Source organism: Microbacterium sp. BR1 (assembly GCF_002812725.1).
Taxonomy (GTDB): Bacteria; Actinomycetota; Actinomycetes; order Actinomycetales; family Microbacteriaceae; genus Microbacterium.
On the sequence record NZ_NMUN01000002.1, the window covers coordinates 230,674 to 249,809 of the forward strand.

A 19,136-nucleotide genomic window follows, 5' to 3' on the forward strand; every position below is an offset into this window, starting at 1 on the left:
TGAGAGGGCCCGACCGATCGCCGCGCCCTCTGCCGGGGTTGAATGCGTCGAAGGGTGGTCACTCCCATGAGCGACGAAGAGCAGGTCGATTCTGCGCGTGACAGGGTGGTCGTCGAGCCCGAGCGCCTGCGTTCCGCGATCGAGGATGCTGCTCGCGACCATGGCTGGCGGGCCGCAGCCGATGTCTTCCAGCGCCACTGGGATCTGTACGCCACGCGCGTCCCCCGGGTGATGCTCGAGGCGCTGAAGGGTCTGCCGGGCGAGGTCTTCGTCGAACGACCCAGCATGTTGATCGCCGCTGACTACCTCCAGCAGGTGGCGTCAGGTCAAGGCGCGGGGCGATTCCACGACGGTGCGCGTGACACCTACGGCGGCGCCCGTGAGCCCCGCGAACTGCTGGATTCTCTCATCGCGTTGACGGGCCGCGCGGCCGGGGCACGTGCGGAGGGCGGGCTCGACACGGCGCGGCTGCGTTCCGCCGAGGCGCGACGCACGCTGGAGCGCGCCGACGAGTCTGCGCGCGGGCGCGCCCGCGAGGCGTTGCCGCATCTGATGCTCCAGTGGGGGCGCTGCCGGGAAGCCGCCGATGCGGACGGCGCCATTGTCGAATACGAGCAGAGCCATCATCTCGGCACGATAACCGGGCAGACCGAGGTCGCGGGGCGCGCGGCAGCTTCGTTGGCGTGGCTGCTCGCGGAGCGCGGTCGCCTCTCCGATGCACGAGAGTGGCTCGCCCGCGCGCGCGCCACCGGCCGCGTCAGCCCGCGACACGGAGCGGTCCTGCACCTGACCGATGCGTTGATCGCCGCTGACCAGCTCGACGACGAGCTCGCCGAGCGCGCGCTGGCCCGGATCGACGACAACGGGATCGGCGAATATTGGGCGGCGCTGCTGTGGGTGCGGGCGATGATCGCCCGTGGACCGATCGCACCCCTGATGATCCGTCACGACTTCGTCGGCGAGACGGAGCGCCGCGCGCGCAAGCTGTACGACGAGGGTGCAAACCGCCGTTATCTCGTGCGTGCCGCCGACGCCATCGAGCGAGAGATCGAGCCGTGCGAGCCCCCCATCCCCGCGGCGAGCCCCGAAGCGCCCAGCCCAACGGACATCGTGCGTCAAGCCAGCGCCCTCTGCAGATCTGGTTCGTTCGCGGCAGCGAGGGGGCTCGCTCGAACGGCGCTCGCCGCGTCCCCGCCGGTGCGTGACGAGGCCGCGGCCCAGTTGATTCTGGCGGCCTCGGAGTTCGCGCTCGGGGGATCGGATGCCGCCCGCTCCGCGTTCTGTCGCGCCCACGCTCTCATCGCTCACGAGGGGTTGCTCCGCAGCTACGGCACCATCGGCGCGGCAGACCTCCGGGCGCTCGCCGAGCTGTCGGGTCTGCGCATTCCGGCTCTCGCGACCGTTGCTGACGCCGCCGAAGCAGCACGTCCTGGTCCAGCAGAGAGCGCGAACATGGCGGCGCTCACACGGCGGGAGCGCGAGCTGCTCGTCCTCATCGCCGAGGGTCGGCAGTTCGCCCAGATCGCGGAGTCGCTCTTCATCAGTCTCAACACGGTCAAGACCCTCACCCGCAGCCTCTATCGGAAACTCGGCGTGCACAGCCGCGGCGAGGCCGCCGCTCTCGCTCGCACGCTCTGACGACGGCGCCCGCACGGGTGAATTCGGGGCGGTTCGGGGGTGATATCTCCCGAAAGCCCGTGGAGCTTTTATGAGGGCGCTCTAATGTTTCTCGTCGAACGCCCTGCGCCGAGCGGGGGTGTGACAGGCGGTTCGGGCCGTATCCGGGGGGACGGGTCCGAACCGCCTGTCACACCGCCCGACCCGCGGAGCGTGCTCGTTCACGACGCCCGAGATCCTCAGGGCCGTCCCATGCCGTGGTACGTCCATCCCGCGGCACGCCACGCCGAAGCGTCGAGGCAGTTGCGCCCGTCCACGATGACCGGCGACGAGACGAGCGAGGCCGCGTGCTCGGGCGCGAGGTCGCGTCTGTACTCGTCCCACTCGGTCACGACCACGACGACGTCGGCGCCGCGCAGGGCTTCATCGCGGTCGGCGACGAAGTCGAGTTGCGGATGCAGCCGCTCGGCGTTCGCGATGGCCTGCGGGTCGGTCACCGTGACCCACGCGCCGAGTCCGCGCAGACGTACGGCGACATCCAGGGCGGGGGAGTCTCGCACATCGTCGCTGTGCGGCTTGAACGCTGCGCCCAGCACCGTGACGTTCTTCTTGAAGACCGAGCCCCCAAGGGCGGCAATGACGAGATCGACAGCGCGGTCGCGGCGTCGCAGGTTGATCGCGTCGACCTCGCGCAGGAACGCGACCGACTCGCCACGCCCCAGCTCTTCCGCCCGCGCAGCGAAGGCGCGGATGTCTTTCGGCAGGCATCCGCCACCGAACCCGATTCCGGCGCCCAGGAAGCGACGCCCGATGCGCACGTCATGCCCGATCGCGTCGGCGAGCTGGGTCACGTCCGCGCCCGTGACCTCGGCGATCTCGGCCATCGCGTTGATGAACGAGATCTTCGTGGCGAGGAAGGCGTTGGCCGCTACCTTGACGAGCTCGGCCGTGGCGTAGTCGGTGACGAGAAACGGCGTGCCCAGCGCAACGGCCGGGTGGTAGACCTCTCGCAGGACATCGGCCGCGCGCTCGCCGGAAAGGTCCGTCGGGACCCCGACGACCAGTCGGTCCGGGTCGATCGTGTCCTGCACGGCCCATCCCTCGCGCAAGAACTCGGGGTTCCAGACGAGGGTGGCGCCCGTGGATGACACCGTGGGGGCAAGCCGGGTCGCGGTCCCGACGGGGACGGTCGACTTACCGGCTACGACGTCGCCGGGTGAGAGGTGCGGGACGAGCGCATCGAACGCCGCGTCGACGTAGGTCAGGTCGGCCGCATAGCCGTCCGCACGCTGGGGAGTCCCGACTCCGACGAAGTGCACCGCGGCGCCACGAGCGTTCGAGATGTCGGTCGTGAACCGCAGATTGCCGGATGCGATACCCGCCTGGAGCATCTCCTTCAGGCGCGGTTCGAATAATGGGGCGTCTCCGCGCGAGAGCACCTCGATCTTCGAGTCGTCGACGTCGACGCCGATGACGTCGTGTCCGATGTGCGCCATCGCTGCTGCGTGGACGGCACCGAGGTATCCGCACCCGATCACCGACAGTCGCACGCGAGTCCTCGGCGGGGGCGGGGACTCGGTGGAACGCGCACGCTCTGGAGGGCAGGTGCCGACATGATCCGCGAGCGTATGCAGGGCTCACGACCTGCGCGTGAACGCCGCGCGAACACTTGTGTCGGCAGCGCGGCCTGCCGGCGGGTGAACCGGGCCAGCACGACCAGCAGGCTCAGCCGGGATTCCGCCGCGATCGTCACCGCCGGGTGGCAGTGCCGCTTCGCGCGCACGGCGCAGGACCAGCGTGATGAGGAACACGAAAGGCGCGAAGAGAAGGAGGTTCGATGGCTCTCGGCGGACCCGCCAACGAGGTGTCGCGCGGCCGGCATCTCGCTCGTGGCGTGCGGCCTGCTCGGTCGAGGCATCCGTCGGTACTAGCGTGGCAGCATGCTGTTCGCGGATGCTCCGGTCCTGTCGAATGCGCACGTCGAGTCCTCCACAGGCGGGCTCTTTCTGCTTTCTCCACGGGTTCAGATTGTTCCTCCGATCTGGCCGTTCTGCGCGCCGCTAATGTCGGTGGCCCTCGCCAGAATGGAGTTATGGAACCGGATCTCGAGGCACTCCGAGACGTGGATGCTGCGCTCGCCGCGGCCCTCGCGCCGGTGTTCGCGAGCGATGCGGTGCACGAGGCATCCGATGCTCACGTGCTCGAGGCGATGGCGGTCGCGGGATCGATCCTGCGGCGGGTCGAGGGGTTCTTGGTCGAGGCGACGGACGTGGTGCGCGGGCGATCGGCGGGTCCGCGAGATGAGCGGATGACCACGCGCGCGGGGTGTGGGTCGGTGGTGGAGGTCGTGCAGCGGGCGACCCGCGTGTCGGGGGCATCGGCCGGCGCGCTGGTGCGTGCGGCCGGGGTGGTGCATCGCGAGCGTTCGATGACGTCGGGGGAGTGGTTGCCCGCGCCTCTGCCCGCGCTGCGCGACGCGATGATCGCGGGTGCTGTGGGGAGCGACGGTGTGGCTGCGGCGTCCGTTCTGGTCGAGGCATCCGCTCGCATCGATCGAGACGCTCTGCTCGTCGCGGACGCGGCGTTGGGCGAGGCGGCGCTGGGCGTGACGCGCGATGTCGCGACGGGTGCGGTCGAGACCGGACCGCATGCGTCGGCGAACGAGTTGCGGGTGCTGGCGCAGGTGTGGGCGAGCGTGCTCGACCAGGACGGCGCGGAGCCCATCGAGGCGTCGGCGATGCGGCGGCGCGGCCTGACGGTCGGTCCCGTGCGCGATGGGCTGGCGCGGGTCAGCGGCGACGTGCTCGCCGAGGTCGCCGCACAGTGGCAGCGCACCTGCGACGCGCTGTCGAACCCCAGGGTTCGGGCTGGGGTCGGGTTCGCGCCGGACGGTGGTGCCGATGGTGCTGGCGGCGGCGGTGCTGGTGCTGGTGGTCTGGACGATGCGGTCGCCGACCCCCGCGACACCCGGACGCGCGCGCAGAAGATGCACGACGCGCTGGCGACGTCGCTCGACGTCGCGGCTCGGTCGGGCGAGCTGCCCACGGTCGGTGGCGGTGCGCCGACGCTCGTCGTCTACGCGCGCGAAGAGGATCTGGTCGCGGGAACGGGATGGGCCGAGGTCGAGGGCATCGGCGAGCCTGTCGGCATCGGGGTAGCGGAGCGGGTCGCGTGCAGTGGGAGCATCCAACGCGTGACACTGAACGATCGGGGCCGGATCGTGGGACTCGGTGTGGCGGATCGGGTCTTCACCGCCATCCAGCGCAAGGCGATCAGTCTGCGCGACGGTGGTTGTGTGATCCCGGGCTGCCAGGTTCCGGCCGGATGGTGTGAGATCCACCACGCGACAGACCATGCGCTAGGTGGACCGACGCACACAGACAACGGTGTCTTGCTCTGCTGGCACCACCACAGAACCTTGGCGACATCCGGGTGGTCGGTGATGATGATCGACGGGGTGCCGCACATTCGCGGGCCCGCCTGGTGGGATCCGGAGCGAAGATGGCGACCCGCCGCGGGGTCACGGTTGCGGCGAAGAGTGCGCGTCGACGCAAGCCGACACGGAGGCGCCCCGCCCGACGGGCTCCGCACGCAGGATGGATCGCCCGAAGGCCGGCTCCTCCAGCGATCGCGATCGCGGTAGAGGGAGAGGGAGAGGGAGAGGGGGGAGGGGGGAGAGGGGGAGCGAGAGGTAAAGGGAGCCGTGCTGCCCACCCTCAGGCGCGTGTGGGACTCACGGTGTCCGCGGCGTTGTCTCGCACTCGGTCCCGGTCCTTCGCGGCACGGCGGAAGCGGTGCAGCACGGGCTCGGTGTACCCGTTCGCGGCGGCCGTGCCGCCGAACACGAGCTCGAGCGCGGCCGCGTAGGCCAGACTCGACGCCAGGTCATCGGTCATCGGCCGATACCCCGCGTCGCCGGCATTCTGCGCATCGACGACCTCGGCCATCCGTTCCATCGTCGTGCGCACCTGATCCTCCGTCACGACTGCGTGCAGCAGCCAGTTCGCGACATGCTGACTCGAGATCCGCAACGTCGCGCGGTCTTCCATCAGCCCCACGCCCTCGATGTCGGGAACCGTCGAGCATCCGACGCCCTGGTCCACCCACCGCACGACGTAGCCGAGGATCGACTGCAGATTGTTCTCGAGCTCGCGCTGGATCCCATCGACAGACCAGGACCCCGGGTCACCGAGCGGGATCGTCAGGAGATCGTCGAGGGGATCCGTGGGCTCTGCCACGAGCTGCGCCTGCCGCTCGAACACGTCCACCCGCAGGTAGTGCAGGGCGTGCAGGGTCGCCGCCGTCGGCGACGGGACCCACGCGGTCGACGCCCCGGCGAGCGGATGCGCGACCTTCTGCGCGAGCATCGCCGCCATCCGATCGGGCATCGCCCACATGCCCTTGCCGATCTGCGCCCGGCCACCGAACCCGGTCGCAAGCCCGGACGCGACGTTGCGCCGCTCGTACGCGCGCATCCAGGGCTGATCGCGCAGATCGCCCTTCGGTACGAACGCACCGGCCTGAATGGAGGTGTGGATCTCGTCTCCCGAGCGATCGAGAAAGCCGGTGTTGACGAACACGAGGCGCGAGCGGGCCTCGGTCAGACACGCGACGAGGTTCGCCGACGTGCGGCGCTCCTCGTCCATGAGCCCGAGCTTGAGCGTCTGCGGGGCAAGGCCGAGGAGCGCCTCGACGCGCCCGAACAGATCGACGACGAACGCCACCTCGTCCGGCCCGTGCAGCTTCGGGACCACGATGGGGAGCGCCGCGTGAGTGGCATCGGTGGGGCGACCGATGGGGCGCGCGCACAGCGTCGTCACCACGGCATCCACGATCGTCTCGCTCACGGGCTCGCCGTCGCCATCGACCACGGCATCCGTCGCCATGTGCAGCCCGACGTTGCGCACGAGCATGAGCGAGCGCCCGGGCAGGATGATCGGCGCACCCATCGGGGCGCGATACTCGCGATCGGCGGCGAGCGCGCGCTCGATGATCCGCCCCCGCTTCTCGAACGCGTGCGTGAGGTCGCCCCTGTTGAGGCCGAGCCAGATGCGGTACGCGGCGACCTTGTCGTCGGCGTCGACGGTCGCCACCGAATCCTCGAAGTCCACGATCGTCGACAAGGCGGACTCGAGCAGCACGTCGTGGAGTGCCGCCGCGTCCCGCGACCCGACCGGGGACTGCGGGTCGAACTGCAGCTCGAGATGCAGGCCGTGATGCTCGAGGAGAATCGCCGTGGGCGACTCGGGGCGGCCCCGGTATCCGCGGAACTGCGAGCGGTCCGCCAGGTTCGTCAGGCCCCCGTCGGCGAGCGCGATCACGAGGGCGCCGTCGATGACCGTGTACGCCCGCGAAGCGCGATGGGTGCTCCCGGCCCCGGCCAGGGGCACGAACTCGTCGAGCAGGTCCCGCACGTGCGCGACGACACGGTCGCCCCGCTCGACGTCGTATCCGGATGCCGACGGATGGACGGGCTCGATCGCATCCGTGCCGTACAGCGCGTCGTACAGCGACCCCCACCGCGCGTTCACGGCGTTCAGGGCGTACCGCGGATTGGTGACGGGAACCACGAGCTGCGGTCCGGCGAGCGAGCTCAGCTCGGGAGCGATGCCCGTCGTCGTGAGGCGACACGGCGATACCTCGGGCACGAGATATCCGATCTTCAGCAGATGCTCGCGATACGCGGCGGCGTCGTCATGGTCGGTGCGGCCGTCACCGTCGCGAGTTCGCCGTGTGCGGTGCCAGTCGTCGAGCTCGGCCTGCAGCCTGTCGCGCTCCGCGAGGAGTTCGGCGCGGCGGGGCGCGAGGTCTTCGACGATCGCGGCGAAACCTGCCCAGAAGGCCGACGCCGAGGCATCCGGTGCGAGCGCTTCGTTCGCGATGAATTCGTAGAGGGGGCGAGCGACGCGCACGCTGCCGGCGTCGACGTAGTCCGTCATGGGGAGAGTCCGATGATCGTGTGGCGCCTCAGGGCGCGGAGGGGGAAAGGGGAGTGCCGTCCGGGGCGAGGTGATCGCGCCACGAACGCGACGCCGTCCAGCCGAACAGGCGCGCGGCCTTCGACGAGTCGATGCCGCTCGCATCCACGCGCGGTACCGGGCGCAGCTCGACCTCGGGGTGCACGCGGGCGACGCTCGCGAGCAGGTCGCGCCCGCCGATGTTGTCGGCCGCCGCGGCGTACACGACCTCGTGCCCCGGGGTCGGGGTGCGCAGGCACGCGACGACGAGGTCGGCGAGATCCCGCACATCGATGTACGCCCAGAACACGGCGCTCGGCAGATCGGGGTCGTCGAAGAACGGCCGCAGGTTCGCCGCATACGTCTCGGGCGTCAACACCCATGTCGGGCGGATCGACACGGCGCTCGCGCCGCCGCCGCCACCCGCACGGGCCACGAAGGCGTCGCACAGCAGCTCGGTGACGCGCTTGGACATCCCGTACGCGTCGTGCGCGAGATCGGGATGCGACTCATCGATCGGGCAGAACGACCCGAGGAACGGCCGATGCGCCCACGTCATGCCCGACACCGAGTCGCTCGACAGGTTGATCAGGCGCCGGATGCCGCGGGCCTCCATCGCTTCGATCACGTTGAACGTCGACTGCGTGTTCGTGGCGAAAACGGTGTGCGCCACGTTCTTCGTCGGCTCGGGGATGCCGGCCGTGTGCACGACCGCGTCCACGTCGCGCACGACCGCGAAAGCGTCACCGGCGTTCGTGAGGTCGGCCTGCACGTAGGCGGCGACGTTCGTTTCGTCGGCGTCGTACACGGGCCGGGCGATGTCGGTCGCCCGCACGTCGAACCCGGCCGCCACGAGGGCGGCGACGACGTGACGGCCGACCTTGCCGCGGGATCCGGTCACGAGCACGCGCTGAGGAAAGGACATGTTCACGATTCCACGGTAGTCAGGCGTCGAGGAACGCCCGGCGTCCCGCCTCGATCACGTCGACGTCGACGTCGATCCCGAGCCCGGGGCCGGACGGCACCGCGACCGTCCCGTCCACGATCGACGCGACCCCGAACCCGGAGTCGGGCGCGACGCGCTCGAGCATCGGCGAGAGGTGGAACGGGTACTCGATCAGGTCGATGCCGGGGATCGCCGAGGCGACGAGCGCGTTGGCGGCGAACGTCACGGGGCTGCCGTGCGTGTGCATGACGACGCGCGCCCCGCGGCCGAGGGCCGTGCGCGCCATCAGATCGGCCTCGGCGATTCCGCCGCAGATGGATGCGTCGGGTTGCACGACCGAGATGGCCGCGCCATCCATCGTGTCGAGCATGTGCTCGGTGCTGAAGATGTGCTCGCCGTACGCCACGGGCACCGGCGATGCCGCGGCGATGCGGGCGATCGCGGGGAGCCGGGCCGCCGACACGGGCTCTTCGAACCAGCTGATGCGGAGGTCGGCCAGGCGCGCTGCCATCTCGATCGACTCGGCGACCGAGAACAGCTCGCTGCCGTCGACCATGAGATCGATGTCGGGGAGGGTGGTGCGCAGGTCCGACAGCACGCGCATCGCGGAGCGCCAGTCGGGGCCGATGCGCATCTTCACCATCGAGACGCCGCGCTCGAGCAGCGGCGTGAGCAGCTCGACATGCCCGGCCGCGTCGCGCGACTCGAGGAAGTGGCTGTTGCCGGCGTAGACGCGCAGGCGAGCGCTCGCACGTCCCTCGACCGGTGAGAGCGAGACGCCCGCGCTGCGGGCCTGGGCGTCGCGGATCGCGATGTCGACCGCGCCGAGCGACTGCGCGGCGGAGTGGCTGAAGCCGAGCGTGCGGGCGACCGCGCGGCGCTTGGCGTCGAGCGCCGCGAGGGCCGCCGTGCAGGTGGCATCGACCGCGACCGGGCCCCAGACATCCTCGACGAAACGCGCGAGCACCGTCGGGTACGAGATGCCGAAGCTGTCGCAGCTCTCGCCCCAGCCGACGACCCCGTCGCTCGTCTCGACGCGCACGAGGAACAGCGTCATCTCGGCGTAGTCGGTGGGCAGGCGCAGCGGATAGGGAATTATCGAGGCGATCGTCGCGGTCGTCGTGGAGGTCATGGTGGAGGTGGTCATGAGGTTGCTGCTTTCGATCGCGCGGGGCGGGCGCTCGGTGGGGCTTGGTGTCTGTCGGGTTCGTGGGGTCTTCGGTGGATGCGGCCGTTCGCCGCGATGCCGGTGGGCGGTGCCGGTGGGTGGTGCCGGTGGGCGGTGCGGGCGGGTGGCGCCGAACGGACGCCACCCGCCACACCGTCAACCCGCGTAGCTGATGCTCGGGTCGAGGAATTCGTTCGTGTAGATGTCCTCCGCCGTGAGTCCCTCGGCGATCTCGACGCCCGACTCGGCGTAGATGTCGGCCAGGAGTGCGGTCATCCGATCCATCCGCTCGGCGTCGAACGAGCCGAACACGCCGTCCGTGCCATCCGCGACGATGCCCTCGTTCTTCATGACCCGGTGGATCTCGGCACCCAGCTCGGGCGTCACCTGGAAGAACTGGTCGATCTCGACGAGGTAGTCTGCGATCGCCTGGTTGACCGGCTCGGGGTCGTTCATGTAGTCGATCTGCGCCTGCTGCATGGCGGGGACGAGCTGCGCGAGGCACTCGGACTGCGCCTCGACGACCTCGGGCTTGCCCGACCACGCGGCCGGGTAGATGTCGTACCCCGAGTCGGCGATGAGGAAGGAATCGACGTCGCGACCGTAGTCGGGGAAGTCGACCTTCAGGCGGTAGGGCTCCTGCGTGATGTAGCCCTGCATGACGACCGGCTCGTCGGCGACGAGGCGCGTGACCGAGCCGTCGAACGATCCGTCCACCTGATCGGCGCGCACGTCGCCCTGGGCGATGAGGTAGTCCATGTAGGTCGCGCCCTGGAAGTAGAGCACCGTCGCGTCGCTCTCGGCGATGTCGGAGATCTCACCGAACGAGTAGCGCTCGGGGTCCCACAGCAGGATCTGCGGGTTGATCTGCAGCGGCGTGTACACCGCCTTCGTGGGCTGGTCGGCGGACAGCTTGACCGACTCGTCGGTGTCGATCATCGCGAGCATGATCGAGTCGTCCGAGTACAGCAGGGCCGTCGACTGCTGGAACCCGATGAAGGGTCCTCCCGAGCGCACCTCGATGGTGATGTTCGGGTCGGCGATGGCCGGACCCGAGTAGATGCCGGCATCGGGATCGGTCGTCGCTTCGGCGGGGTCGATCAGCGCGTACGCGGCGGAGTGCTCGGGCTCGGGGAACCAGTTCGTCTGCAGCACGACCGTCGCGGGGCACGCGCCGAGCGCGCCCTCGCCGCCGGCGGCTTCGGCGTCCTGCGCCGTGGGCTCGGGGCTGCTGCAGCCGGCGAGGGCGACCGTGAGGGCGGCCCCGATTCCGACGGTGGACACGAGAAAACGGGTGCGGTTCATGTGATCTCCAGGTGATTTCGGGTGGTGTGGGTGGAGCAGGACCGGATCAGCGCGTGTCGGGCTGGTACCACGAGCCGACGACGAGGCGCGAGAGAAGGCCGAAGAGCCAGAAGACGACGAGGCCGAACAGCGACGCCAGCAGGATGGCGCCGTAGAGCATCTCGCCGTCGAGGCGGTTGCGGTAGGTGTCGATGGCGAGACCGATGCCGGAGTTGCCCTGGCGGAAGAAGAAATCGGCCACGATCGCACCGACGACGGCCATCCCGGCCGAGATGCGCAGCCCCGTGAAGAGGGCGGGGAGTGCGGCGGGGAACTGCAGACGCCACATCATCGTCCATCGGCTTGCCCGCTTGAGCCGGAACAGGTCCTTCATCTGCGCGTTCGCCGAGTGGAGCCCGAAGAGGGTGTTCGTGACGATCGGGAAGAGCGCGATCAGGATCACGACGAGGATGCGGCTGCCGAATCCGTATCCCAGCGCGAAGGCGATCAGCGGCACGAGCGCGAGGATCGGCACGCTCTGCAGCGCGACGGCGTAGGGGTAGAGCGTCGTCTCGACCCACTTCGCCTGGCTCATCAGGATCGCCGTGATGATGCCGATCGCCGCAGCGATCGCGAGGCCGGTCATCGCGACGACCGCCGTCGTGCCCAGCTGACGCAGCAGATCGCTCAGGTTGGCCGGGTCGAGGAAAGCCACGACGAGGATCTCGTGTGGCATCGGCAGGATGAACCGCTTCGACGGCGACAAGAGGAACGCGCTGGTGACGTACCAGAGCGCCAGCACCGCGGTCGCGAACGCGACGGGCAGCAGGACGGACTTGACGGACACGCGACTCATACCATCGCCGCCTTCAGCAGATCGGAGATCTCGGCCGACAGCTCGGCGAACTCGGGGGAGTAGCGGGTGTGCTCGTCTCGTTCGTCGCCGAAGGGAACGGCGTACTCGCCGATGATGCGGCCGGGCGCGGCTCCCATCACGATCACCCTCGTCGCCATGTACACGGCCTCGGCGATCGAGTGCGTCACGAACACACCCGTGAACCCCTCATCGCGCCAGAGGGCGCGCACGTCGTCGTTCAGCTTCTCGCGCGTGAATTCATCGAGCGCACCGAAGGGCTCGTCGAAGAGGAACAGAGCAGGGTTGTTGACGAGTGAACGGGCGAGCGAGGCGCGCATGCGCATGCCGCCGGAGAGCTGGTGGGGTAGGTGCTTGGCGAACCTCGTGAGCCCGACCAGGTCGAGGGCGTGCTCCACGCGCCGCGATACTCCTGCCTGGGGCAGGTGATCGAGCTCGCCGAACAGCGCCACGTTGCGTTCGACGTTCAGCCAGGGCAGCAGCGTCGCGTCCTGGAAGACATAGCCGATGCGATCGGTGTCGGTCTCGGTGTGTCCGGACGTCGCCACGTCCAGCCCCGACGCCAACCGCAGGAGGGTGGACTTGCCGCACCCGGACGGTCCGAGGAGGGCGACGAATTCGCCGGGCCGGATCGACAGGTTGACGTCGTCCAGCGCGACGGTTCCGTTCGGGAACCGCATCGCGACGTCCGAGAAGACAAGCTGTGCGCCGGCCATCGATCCTCCTGAGAAATATTGACAAGATCAATATTGTCTCGGGATGTTTCGGGGTGATTTCAGCTCAATTGCCGTGTGATGAAGGTCGGTCGAGTGTCATATATGCTCGCTGACAATATTCTCGCTCGAGGTGTTCGTCCCCGCCTGCGTGACCAGGAGGCGGGCGGGCCAGAGCCCTACGACGCGCCAGCGGTGGCGCACGTTCCCCGCGAAGTACAGGGTGTCGCCGGGGCCGATGCGATGGATGCCCTTCTCGGCGAGGTCGACCTCGAGGTGGCCCGATATGACATAGATGAACTCCGCGCCGGGGTGCTGGTAATAGTCCTCGAACTCGGTGACGCTGGTCACGAACTCGAGGGGATACATGGCGCGCTCGCCGACGACGAGCGACTTCGCCTGGCCGTTGGACTGGGTGACCATCGATCCCTGGTCGACGCGCACGAGGCTCACGGCGTCCTCGTCGATCTCGGCCGCCGATCCGTTGCCGTGCTCGCCGCCCGACAGGAGCGCGGGCGTCGTGGTTCCGAGCGCGGATGCCAGACGGTGCAGGGAGGGCATGCTGGGGCGGGCGCGTCCCCGCTCGATCTGGCTCAGGAAGGGCTGTGAGAGATCGGTTCGCGCGGCGAGCGCCACGAGTGTCAGGCCGCGCTCCTTGCGCAGGACGCTGATCCGGCGGCCGAGCTCGAGCGTCATGCGCGCGTCGGTGTCGTCGCCGGGGGTCGCTGCCATGCCTCACACCCTAAGGGCAGATCCGGTCGTGTCCCGTTCGGGTCCGGCGCTGCACCGCTAGACGCCCGCGAGCACCAGATCCTTGACCGCGTGACGCGTGCGCGGCGCGAGTTCGCGCTCGCGGAGCTCCTCCGTGGCCTCGGCGATGTCGCCCAAGGCACCCACGGCCATCACGGTCAGGGGAGCGAACCGCGACTCCAGTGAGAACTTCGCCGAGATCGCGTCGGCGTCGAACCCGCCCATCTGATGGGTGTGCAATCCGCTCGCGTGCGCCTGGACCGTGAAGTGCGCCGCCGCCTGGCCGAGGTCGTACGCGGCCATGCGCAGCGGCGTGCCATCGGCGGTCTCGGTCTCGGCGACGAAGACCACGAGCAGGGATGCCGCGGTGGTCCACGACTGGTTGAAACCGCGCAGCGCGTCGTGCACCGCCTGGAACTCGGCCGTGCCGCGTCGCGCCACGATGAAGCGCCACGGCTGGGTGTTGTTCGCCGAGGGAGTCCAGCGGGCCGCTTCCAGCGCGCTCTGGATCGCAGCCTCGTCCAGCGGTGCCTCGGCGTCGAAGACGCGGGTGCTCCAGCGCTCCGCCAGCACATCGAGGATCGGTGCTTCGGTCTGGGCGGGGTTCGCGTGCGCGATGGTCATGAGGCTCCTCAGGGTCGAACGGGCGGTTCCCCTCGCCCAACCGCCCCGGCGCCGTCCCTATTCCGGCGGGACGGGGCGCGTGGCCCGGCGGACGATGTCGAGGAACCACCGCTGCGCGGGACCCAGGGTCTGCGGACGCGCCGAGAGCAGCATGACGTCGGCGGTCGGCGCCGGGTAGGGGGGATCGAGCACCTGCGTGCCCGCCGGCGGGGGAGTGTGCGCGAAGGCATCCGACGGTACGGCGGCAAGGAATCCCTGGTCCGCCACGAGTGTGGGTAACGCCGAGAAGCTCCGCACGGTGACGCGCGGCGCGATCGCCATACCCGCAGCCTCGGCCGCCCGGGCCATCATCGTGTGACCGGTGTTGGCGGCGACCGCCGCCCACGGCATGGAACGGAACGCCTCTTCCTCGATGCGGCCGCCCGGCGCCGCGAGCGACGCGGGGGCGAGGCATCCGTATCGGTCGGTGAAGAGCGTCTCGTGACGGCCCGCGCCGCGCACGTGCGTGCTCGCCACGGCCGCATCGACCGCGCCCTCGGCCAGGGCGGCGCCGATCCTCTCGGTGTCCAGGGGCAGCACGTCGAGCCGGGCGCCGGGCGCTTCGATCGCGAAGAGGCGCACGATGGCGGGCAGCAGCGTGGTCTCGCCGAGATCGGTGAGGGCGATCCGAAAGCGCTGCGTCGACGTCGCCGGGGTGAAATCGACGGCGCCGGCCAGTTCCCGGGCGATCTGCTGCAACGGCTGCGCGATCGCGTCGAACAGCGCGGTCGCGACGGTGGTCGGCCGGACTCCCGAACCGCTCCGGACGAACAGGGGATCGGCGAAACGCCGCCGCAGACGATTCAGTGCGTGACTCACGGCGGGCTGCGAGAGGTTGAGCGCCTGCGCCGCCGCGGTGATGCTGCGGTGCCGGTAGATGGTCACGAAGGTCTGGAGCTGGTTGAGGTCCATCCCTCGGCCCGAACCCAGATCATTCGTCATCGTCATGTCGACTATCAACATAATGCATTGGACTCATGTTCCACCGCGTGCCTACGGTGAAGCGGTAGGGATCGAGCGCAAGGGAGCGCCTGTATGGGTAGAACGGTGACGGTGGGCGACGCCGTGGGCCAGGCTCTACGTGAACTTGGGGTCGCGCAGATATTCGGCGTCGTCGGCAGCGGGAACTTCGTCGCCACGAACGCGATGATCGAGGGCGGGGCGCGCTTCGTCGCCGCCCGGCACGAGATGGGCGCGGCCTGCATGGCGGACGCCTACACACGCCTGACCGGGGAGCTCGCGGTCGTGAGCGTGCACCAGGGGTGCGGGCTCACCAACGCGATGACGGGGATCGCCGAGGCGGCCAAGTGCCACACCCCGATCCTCGTCGTGACGGGAGACACAGCGCTCGGCGACGTGTCCACCAACTTCGCGATCGATCAGGACCGCGCCGTCGAGGCGCTCGGAGCCGTCGCGATGCGGATCCACACCGCCGAGACCGCGGTCGCCGACGCCGTCGCCGCCTACGACCGCGCGATGCGTGACCGTGTCACCGTCGTCCTCTCCCTCCCCATCGATCTGCAGGCTCGGCCCTGGCAGGGCGAGGTCACCGTGCCGCCGCGCGGCGAGGTCCTTCCCGCGGGTGCTTCGGACGAGAGCATCGCCCGGCTCGCCGACGCCCTCGCGAGCGCCGAGCGACCGGTGATCGTCGGGGGTCGCGGAGCCCGACACGCCTCGGCCGAGCTGCGCGCGCTCGCGGAGCACAGCGGCGCCCTGCTGGCGACGTCCGCCGCCGGGCGAGGCCTCTTCGTCGGCGACGAATGGGCCCTCGACGTCATGGGCGGCTTCTCGACGCCCGGAGCGGCAGAACTCATCCGCGAGGCCGACCTGCTCGTCGGGTTCGGGGTGGCGCTGAACGGATGGACGACGCACCGCGGCACGCTTGCGGCGCAGCCCGTGGTCATCCAGGTCGACGACAGGCGCGAGGCCTTCGGGCTGCACCGCCCCGTGTCGCTCGCCATCCTCGGAGACACCGCGCAGGTCGCCTCGGCGGTCACGGCCGAACTCGCCTCACGCGGCGACGCGCGCGCCGGATATCGCACCCCCGAGGTCGCCGAACGGGTCCGCGGCGCCCGCAACTGGGTGGATCAGCCCGTCGACGAGCCCGACGACGACGGACTGGTCGGCGCGAAGGCGCTGACGAACGTCCTCGACGCGATGCTGCCCCTCGAGCGTGTCGTCGTGCCGGACGGCGGAAACGTCAACTTCTTCGCGGGTGCCTTCCTCCGGGTGCCGGATGAGAAGGGCTACGTCGTCCCGCTCGGCTTCCAATCGATCGGCCTCGGGCTGGCGAGCGCGATCGGCGCGGGCGTCGCCCAGCCGCAGCGCCTGCCGATCCTCGGCACCGGCGACGGCTCGTTCATGATGAGCCTGGTCGAGCTCGACACGGCCGTGCGCCTGGGTCTCGGCATGGTGATCGTCGTCTACAACGACGACGCGTACGGCGCGGAGGTGCACCTGTTCCCGGGGCAGCAGGATCGCCACGGAGTCGTCCGCTTTCCGGAAACGGATGTCGCGGCCATCGCCCGCGGATTCGGATGCGAGGCGATCACGGTGCGGAGCCTCGGCGATCTCGGCGGCGTCGAGGACTGGCTGGCGGGGCCACGAGATCGCCCGCTCGTGATCGACGCCAAGATCGCCGGTTACCCGACGCCCCTCATGGAGGACGATGCTCCGCACCACTGAGCCCGCCGAGGGCATCCCGTCCGTGGGAACCTGGTCCGGTGCGCCCCGATCCCGTGTCGGCAAGGCATGACTCGCTACCGAGAGGGGACAGACATCGTCGAAACCGCCCGCATCCCTGCGACGACCGAACGTGACCCACTCCTACGGCTCGACCCGGCGATCCCCCTGCGCGACGACAGCGTGCGGCGCATCGGGGGGCACGACTTCGACTTCGCCCGCCGCGTCGCCGTCATGGCGATCGTGAACCGTACACCCGACTCGTTCCACGATCGAGGAGCGGACTTCGCGCTCGAGCGTGCCGTGGAATCGTCGCTGCGCGCGGTCGCGGACGGGGCCGACTGGGTCGACATCGGGGGAGTGCCTTTCGGGCGCGGCCCGGACGTTTCGGTCGCAGAGGAGCTCGATCGCGTCGTCACGACCGTCGAGGCCGTGGCAGCGGCGTCCGACGTGGTCATATCGGTCGACACCACCCGAGCTGTCGTCGCCGACGCGGCGATCGCGGCGGGCGCTTCGGTCATCAACGACACGAGCGGATTCTGGGACCCGGACATGCCCGGGGTCGTGGCGCGCACCGGCGCGGCGGTCGTTCTGACCCACAGTCTCGGCCCGCCCAGATCCGAGCCGCCCCGACCGCACTACGACGACGTCGTGACGGCCGTGTGCACGCGGCTGAGTGGACTGACCGAGACGGCGCTCGCCGCGGGTATCCGTCAAGACCGCATCGTCGTCGATCCCGGCCATGACCTGAACAAGAACACGATGCACTCGCTCGAACTGATCCGGCGCCTGCCCGAGGTCGTCGCGCTGGGCTATCCCACGCTCGTCGCGCTGTCCAACAAGGACTTCGTCGGCGAGACGCTCGGGCGCGAACGCGGTGACCGCTTGGTGGGCTCCATCGCCGCCGCGGTCTCGTGTGTGCTGGCCGGAGCGCGCCTCGTGCGCGCCCACGATGTTCGGGCGACGGTCGACGCGCTCCGGATGACCGAGGCCATTCTCGGAACACGGGAGCCGCTGCGCGTCTGGCACAACAACGGGCAGAACTGATGAGACCCGGGCGGGCGCGCTCGCACGGACGGAGGTGCCCGATATGACGATCCGACTCGCGAGCGGTGCGGGTGCGGAGCTCGACGTCGACGGCCTGGCGAGCCTCTATGCGCGGCCCGACACCCAGGAGCGCACGCAGCCGTGGGTGCGCGTGAATTTCGTCTCGACGCTCGACGGCTCGGCGGTCGGACCCGACGGGCTGAGCGGATCGCTGTCTTCAGCATCGGATCGCGAGGTCTTCGGCGTCCTGCGCAGGCTGACCGATGCCGTGCTCGTCGCGGCAGGCACCGTGCGCGCCGAGGGGTATGCCGGGGCGCTGGTCGACCAAGCCCAGAGCGACTGGCGTGGCGCGCACGGACGGGCAGAGCATCCGGACTTCCTGATCGTGTCGCGAAGCCTCGACATCGATCCCGCGACCCTTGACGCGTCGCCGGTGCGGCCGGTCGTCATCACGACGCGCGACGCTCCCGCCGACGCGGCGCGCTCGCTGGCCCCGTACGCGACGGTGGTGGCGTGCGGCGAGCGGGACGTGGACGTGGCGGAGTTGCGTGCGTGGCTCGAGCGCGCGGGCTATCGGGATGTGCTGTGCGAGGGTGGCCCGAGCTTGCTCGGTGCGCTCGTCGCCGCGGACGGGCTGGACGAACTGTGCCTGACGCTGGCCGCGCAGCTCGTCGCGGGGCAGGGGCCGCGCATCGCTGTCGGTTCGCCCGCGGAGCGTGGGATGTCGCTGGAGCACGTTCTACGGGGAGACGCGGGAGACCTGCATCTGAGGTACACGCGGACACGCTGACCGCGCCGCCGCGGATTCGGCCCCGGCGTCAGGCCAGGTTGGCGTACCGGCCGCTGTAGAACACGAGGGGCTCGCCCTCACTGGGCTGTGAGCATGCGTTCACGCGGGCGATGACGAGTTCGTGGTCACCGGCATCCGCCACGGTCTCGATCGTGGCATCGAACCAGCTGAGGCAGTCCTCGAGGATCGGGTGCCCCGAGGGGCTCGTCAGCCAGGACGATTCCGCGAACCGGTCGATTCCGCGTTGCGAGAAGCGGCGTGCGACGTCCTCGTGGTGGAGCCGAAGGACCGAGACGGCGAACCGTCGGCCGGGACGGATGCCCGCCCATGACGCGCTCGTGAGCATCGCACAGAACGAGATCAGCGGTGGCGACAACGACACGGAAGTGAACGAGTTCACGGCCATTCCGACCGGGCCGTCCGGCGTCGCTGCGGCGACGAGCGCGACACCGGTGGGATAGCGACCCAACGCGTCGCGAAAGCCGCGGGAGTCCTGGTGGGTGTCGATCGCCGCGAGGGGGCGGACGACCGGGGACGGAGTTGCAGTGCTCATCTTCGAGACCTCTTCTCAGTTCTGGCGAACGATCATCACGATACGAGAAGTACTAATGAGTAAACAAGCAGTACTTTAAAAATACGCTGCAC

General features: G+C 69.8%; 16 protein-coding genes. 5 read left to right on the forward strand and 11 right to left on the reverse strand.

The genetic code is table 11. The features are described 5' to 3' along the window. The first annotated feature begins 66 nt into the window (after nt 1-66). Entirely contained in the window at nt 67-1,638 is a 1,572-nt protein-coding gene (locus CGU35_RS01780) for a helix-turn-helix transcriptional regulator (RefSeq protein WP_157813866.1), read from the forward strand. Between the two features lie 218 nt (nt 1,639-1,856). Here the strand turns inward: CGU35_RS01780 and CGU35_RS01785 are convergent, their stop codons facing one another. Next, entirely contained in the window at nt 1,857-3,167 is a 1,311-nt protein-coding gene (locus tag CGU35_RS01785; RefSeq protein ID WP_100809922.1) for a UDP-glucose dehydrogenase family protein, read from the reverse strand. Nucleotides 3,168-3,709: 542 nt separating this feature from the next. Here CGU35_RS01785 and CGU35_RS01790 point away from each other — a divergent pair. Further along, a complete protein-coding gene (locus CGU35_RS01790) occupies nt 3,710-5,260 on the forward strand; it encodes an HNH endonuclease signature motif containing protein (protein ID WP_157813867.1) in 1,551 nt (516 codons plus the stop codon). 73 nt (nt 5,261-5,333) lie between these two features. On the opposite strand, the gene CGU35_RS01795 is transcribed toward CGU35_RS01790, so the two are convergent. From CGU35_RS01795 to CGU35_RS01835, 9 genes are all read right to left on the reverse strand, one after another. Further along, complete coding sequence (locus CGU35_RS01795) at nt 5,334-7,556, reverse strand: malate synthase G (protein ID WP_100809924.1); 2,223 nt, start codon at nt 7,554-7,556, stop codon at nt 5,334-5,336. A 28-nt stretch (nt 7,557-7,584) separates the two neighbouring features. Beyond that, nucleotides 7,585-8,499 (reverse strand): NAD-dependent epimerase/dehydratase family protein, encoded by a 915-nt coding sequence (locus CGU35_RS01800; RefSeq protein ID WP_100809925.1) that lies wholly within the window; start codon nt 8,497-8,499, stop codon nt 7,585-7,587. A 19-nt stretch (nt 8,500-8,518) separates the two neighbouring features. Further along, nucleotides 8,519-9,667 carry a mandelate racemase/muconate lactonizing enzyme family protein gene (locus CGU35_RS01805; protein WP_100809926.1) on the reverse strand — a complete coding sequence of 383 codons (1,149 nt, stop codon included), beginning with the start codon at nt 9,665-9,667 and terminating at the stop codon, nt 8,519-8,521. Nucleotides 9,668-9,844: 177 nt separating this feature from the next. Beyond that, the gene (locus CGU35_RS01810; RefSeq protein WP_100809927.1) at nt 9,845-10,993 is read right to left on the reverse strand and encodes a hypothetical protein; all 1,149 of its coding nucleotides are present in this window, start codon (nt 10,991-10,993) and stop codon (nt 9,845-9,847) included. 46 nt (nt 10,994-11,039) lie between these two features. Further along, nucleotides 11,040-11,828, reverse strand: a complete 789-nt coding sequence (locus CGU35_RS01815; RefSeq protein WP_100809928.1) for an ABC transporter permease — start codon at nt 11,826-11,828, stop codon at nt 11,040-11,042. Continuing rightward, nucleotides 11,825-12,562, reverse strand: coding sequence for an ABC transporter ATP-binding protein (locus CGU35_RS01820; protein ID WP_100809929.1), 738 nt, complete (start codon nt 12,560-12,562; stop codon nt 11,825-11,827). The genes CGU35_RS01815 and CGU35_RS01820 overlap by 4 nt, the downstream gene beginning before the upstream one ends. A 96-nt stretch (nt 12,563-12,658) precedes the next feature. Continuing rightward, nucleotides 12,659-13,291: a helix-turn-helix domain-containing protein gene (locus CGU35_RS01825; RefSeq protein ID WP_198519492.1), complete on the reverse strand. Its 633-nt coding sequence runs from the start codon at nt 13,289-13,291 to the stop codon at nt 12,659-12,661. Nucleotides 13,292-13,348: 57 nt separating this feature from the next. Continuing rightward, nucleotides 13,349-13,933: a nitroreductase family protein gene (locus CGU35_RS01830; RefSeq protein WP_100809930.1), complete on the reverse strand. Its 585-nt coding sequence runs from the start codon at nt 13,931-13,933 to the stop codon at nt 13,349-13,351. A gap of 57 nt (nt 13,934-13,990) precedes the next feature. Next, nucleotides 13,991-14,920 carry a LysR family transcriptional regulator gene (locus tag CGU35_RS01835; protein WP_181003494.1) on the reverse strand — a complete coding sequence of 310 codons (930 nt, stop codon included), beginning with the start codon at nt 14,918-14,920 and terminating at the stop codon, nt 13,991-13,993. Between the two features lie 87 nt (nt 14,921-15,007). Here CGU35_RS01835 and CGU35_RS01840 point away from each other — a divergent pair, with 87 nt between their 5' ends. The 3 genes from CGU35_RS01840 to CGU35_RS01850 all read left to right on the forward strand — a co-directional run bounded on the left by CGU35_RS01840 (nt 15,008) and on the right by CGU35_RS01850 (nt 18,491). Continuing rightward, nucleotides 15,008-16,657 carry a thiamine pyrophosphate-binding protein gene (locus CGU35_RS01840; protein WP_198519493.1) on the forward strand — a complete coding sequence of 550 codons (1,650 nt, stop codon included), beginning with the start codon at nt 15,008-15,010 and terminating at the stop codon, nt 16,655-16,657. A gap of 66 nt (nt 16,658-16,723) precedes the next feature. Further along, nucleotides 16,724-17,701 (forward strand): dihydropteroate synthase, encoded by a 978-nt coding sequence (gene folP, locus CGU35_RS01845; protein WP_100809933.1) that lies wholly within the window; start codon nt 16,724-16,726, stop codon nt 17,699-17,701. A gap of 43 nt (nt 17,702-17,744) precedes the next feature. Further along, nucleotides 17,745-18,491, forward strand: coding sequence for a dihydrofolate reductase family protein (locus CGU35_RS01850; protein WP_100809934.1), 747 nt, complete (start codon nt 17,745-17,747; stop codon nt 18,489-18,491). Nucleotides 18,492-18,519: 28 nt separating this feature from the next. On the opposite strand, the gene CGU35_RS01855 is transcribed toward CGU35_RS01850, so the two are convergent. Beyond that, the gene (locus CGU35_RS01855) at nt 18,520-19,044 is read right to left on the reverse strand and encodes a flavin reductase family protein (RefSeq protein WP_100809935.1); all 525 of its coding nucleotides are present in this window, start codon (nt 19,042-19,044) and stop codon (nt 18,520-18,522) included. Between the last annotated feature and the right edge of the window lie 92 nt (nt 19,045-19,136).

Coding starts and splice junctions, on each gene's coding strand:
- CGU35_RS01820 (WP_100809929.1), bottom strand. CDS start 12,562: ATGGCCGGCGCACAGCTTGTCTTCTCGGACGTCGCGATGCGGTTCCCG.
- CGU35_RS01840 (WP_198519493.1), top strand. CDS start 15,008: ATGGGTAGAACGGTGACGGTGGGCGACGCCGTGGGCCAGGCTCTACGT.
- CGU35_RS01795 (WP_100809924.1), bottom strand. CDS start 7,556: ATGACGGACTACGTCGACGCCGGCAGCGTGCGCGTCGCTCGCCCCCTC.
- CGU35_RS01835 (WP_181003494.1), bottom strand. CDS start 14,920: ATGACGATGACGAATGATCTGGGTTCGGGCCGAGGGATGGACCTCAAC.
- folP (WP_100809933.1), top strand. CDS start 16,724: ATGACTCGCTACCGAGAGGGGACAGACATCGTCGAAACCGCCCGCATC.
- CGU35_RS01825 (WP_198519492.1), bottom strand. CDS start 13,291: ATGGCAGCGACCCCCGGCGACGACACCGACGCGCGCATGACGCTCGAG.
- CGU35_RS01815 (WP_100809928.1), bottom strand. CDS start 11,828: ATGAGTCGCGTGTCCGTCAAGTCCGTCCTGCTGCCCGTCGCGTTCGCG.
- CGU35_RS01790 (WP_157813867.1), top strand. CDS start 3,710: ATGGAACCGGATCTCGAGGCACTCCGAGACGTGGATGCTGCGCTCGCC.
- CGU35_RS01855 (WP_100809935.1), bottom strand. CDS start 19,044: ATGAGCACTGCAACTCCGTCCCCGGTCGTCCGCCCCCTCGCGGCGATC.
- CGU35_RS01805 (WP_100809926.1), bottom strand. CDS start 9,667: ATGACCACCTCCACCATGACCTCCACGACGACCGCGACGATCGCCTCG.
- CGU35_RS01800 (WP_100809925.1), bottom strand. CDS start 8,499: ATGTCCTTTCCTCAGCGCGTGCTCGTGACCGGATCCCGCGGCAAGGTC.
- CGU35_RS01780 (WP_157813866.1), top strand. CDS start 67: ATGAGCGACGAAGAGCAGGTCGATTCTGCGCGTGACAGGGTGGTCGTC.
- CGU35_RS01830 (WP_100809930.1), bottom strand. CDS start 13,933: ATGACCATCGCGCACGCGAACCCCGCCCAGACCGAAGCACCGATCCTC.
- CGU35_RS01850 (WP_100809934.1), top strand. CDS start 17,745: ATGACGATCCGACTCGCGAGCGGTGCGGGTGCGGAGCTCGACGTCGAC.
- CGU35_RS01810 (WP_100809927.1), bottom strand. CDS start 10,993: ATGAACCGCACCCGTTTTCTCGTGTCCACCGTCGGAATCGGGGCCGCC.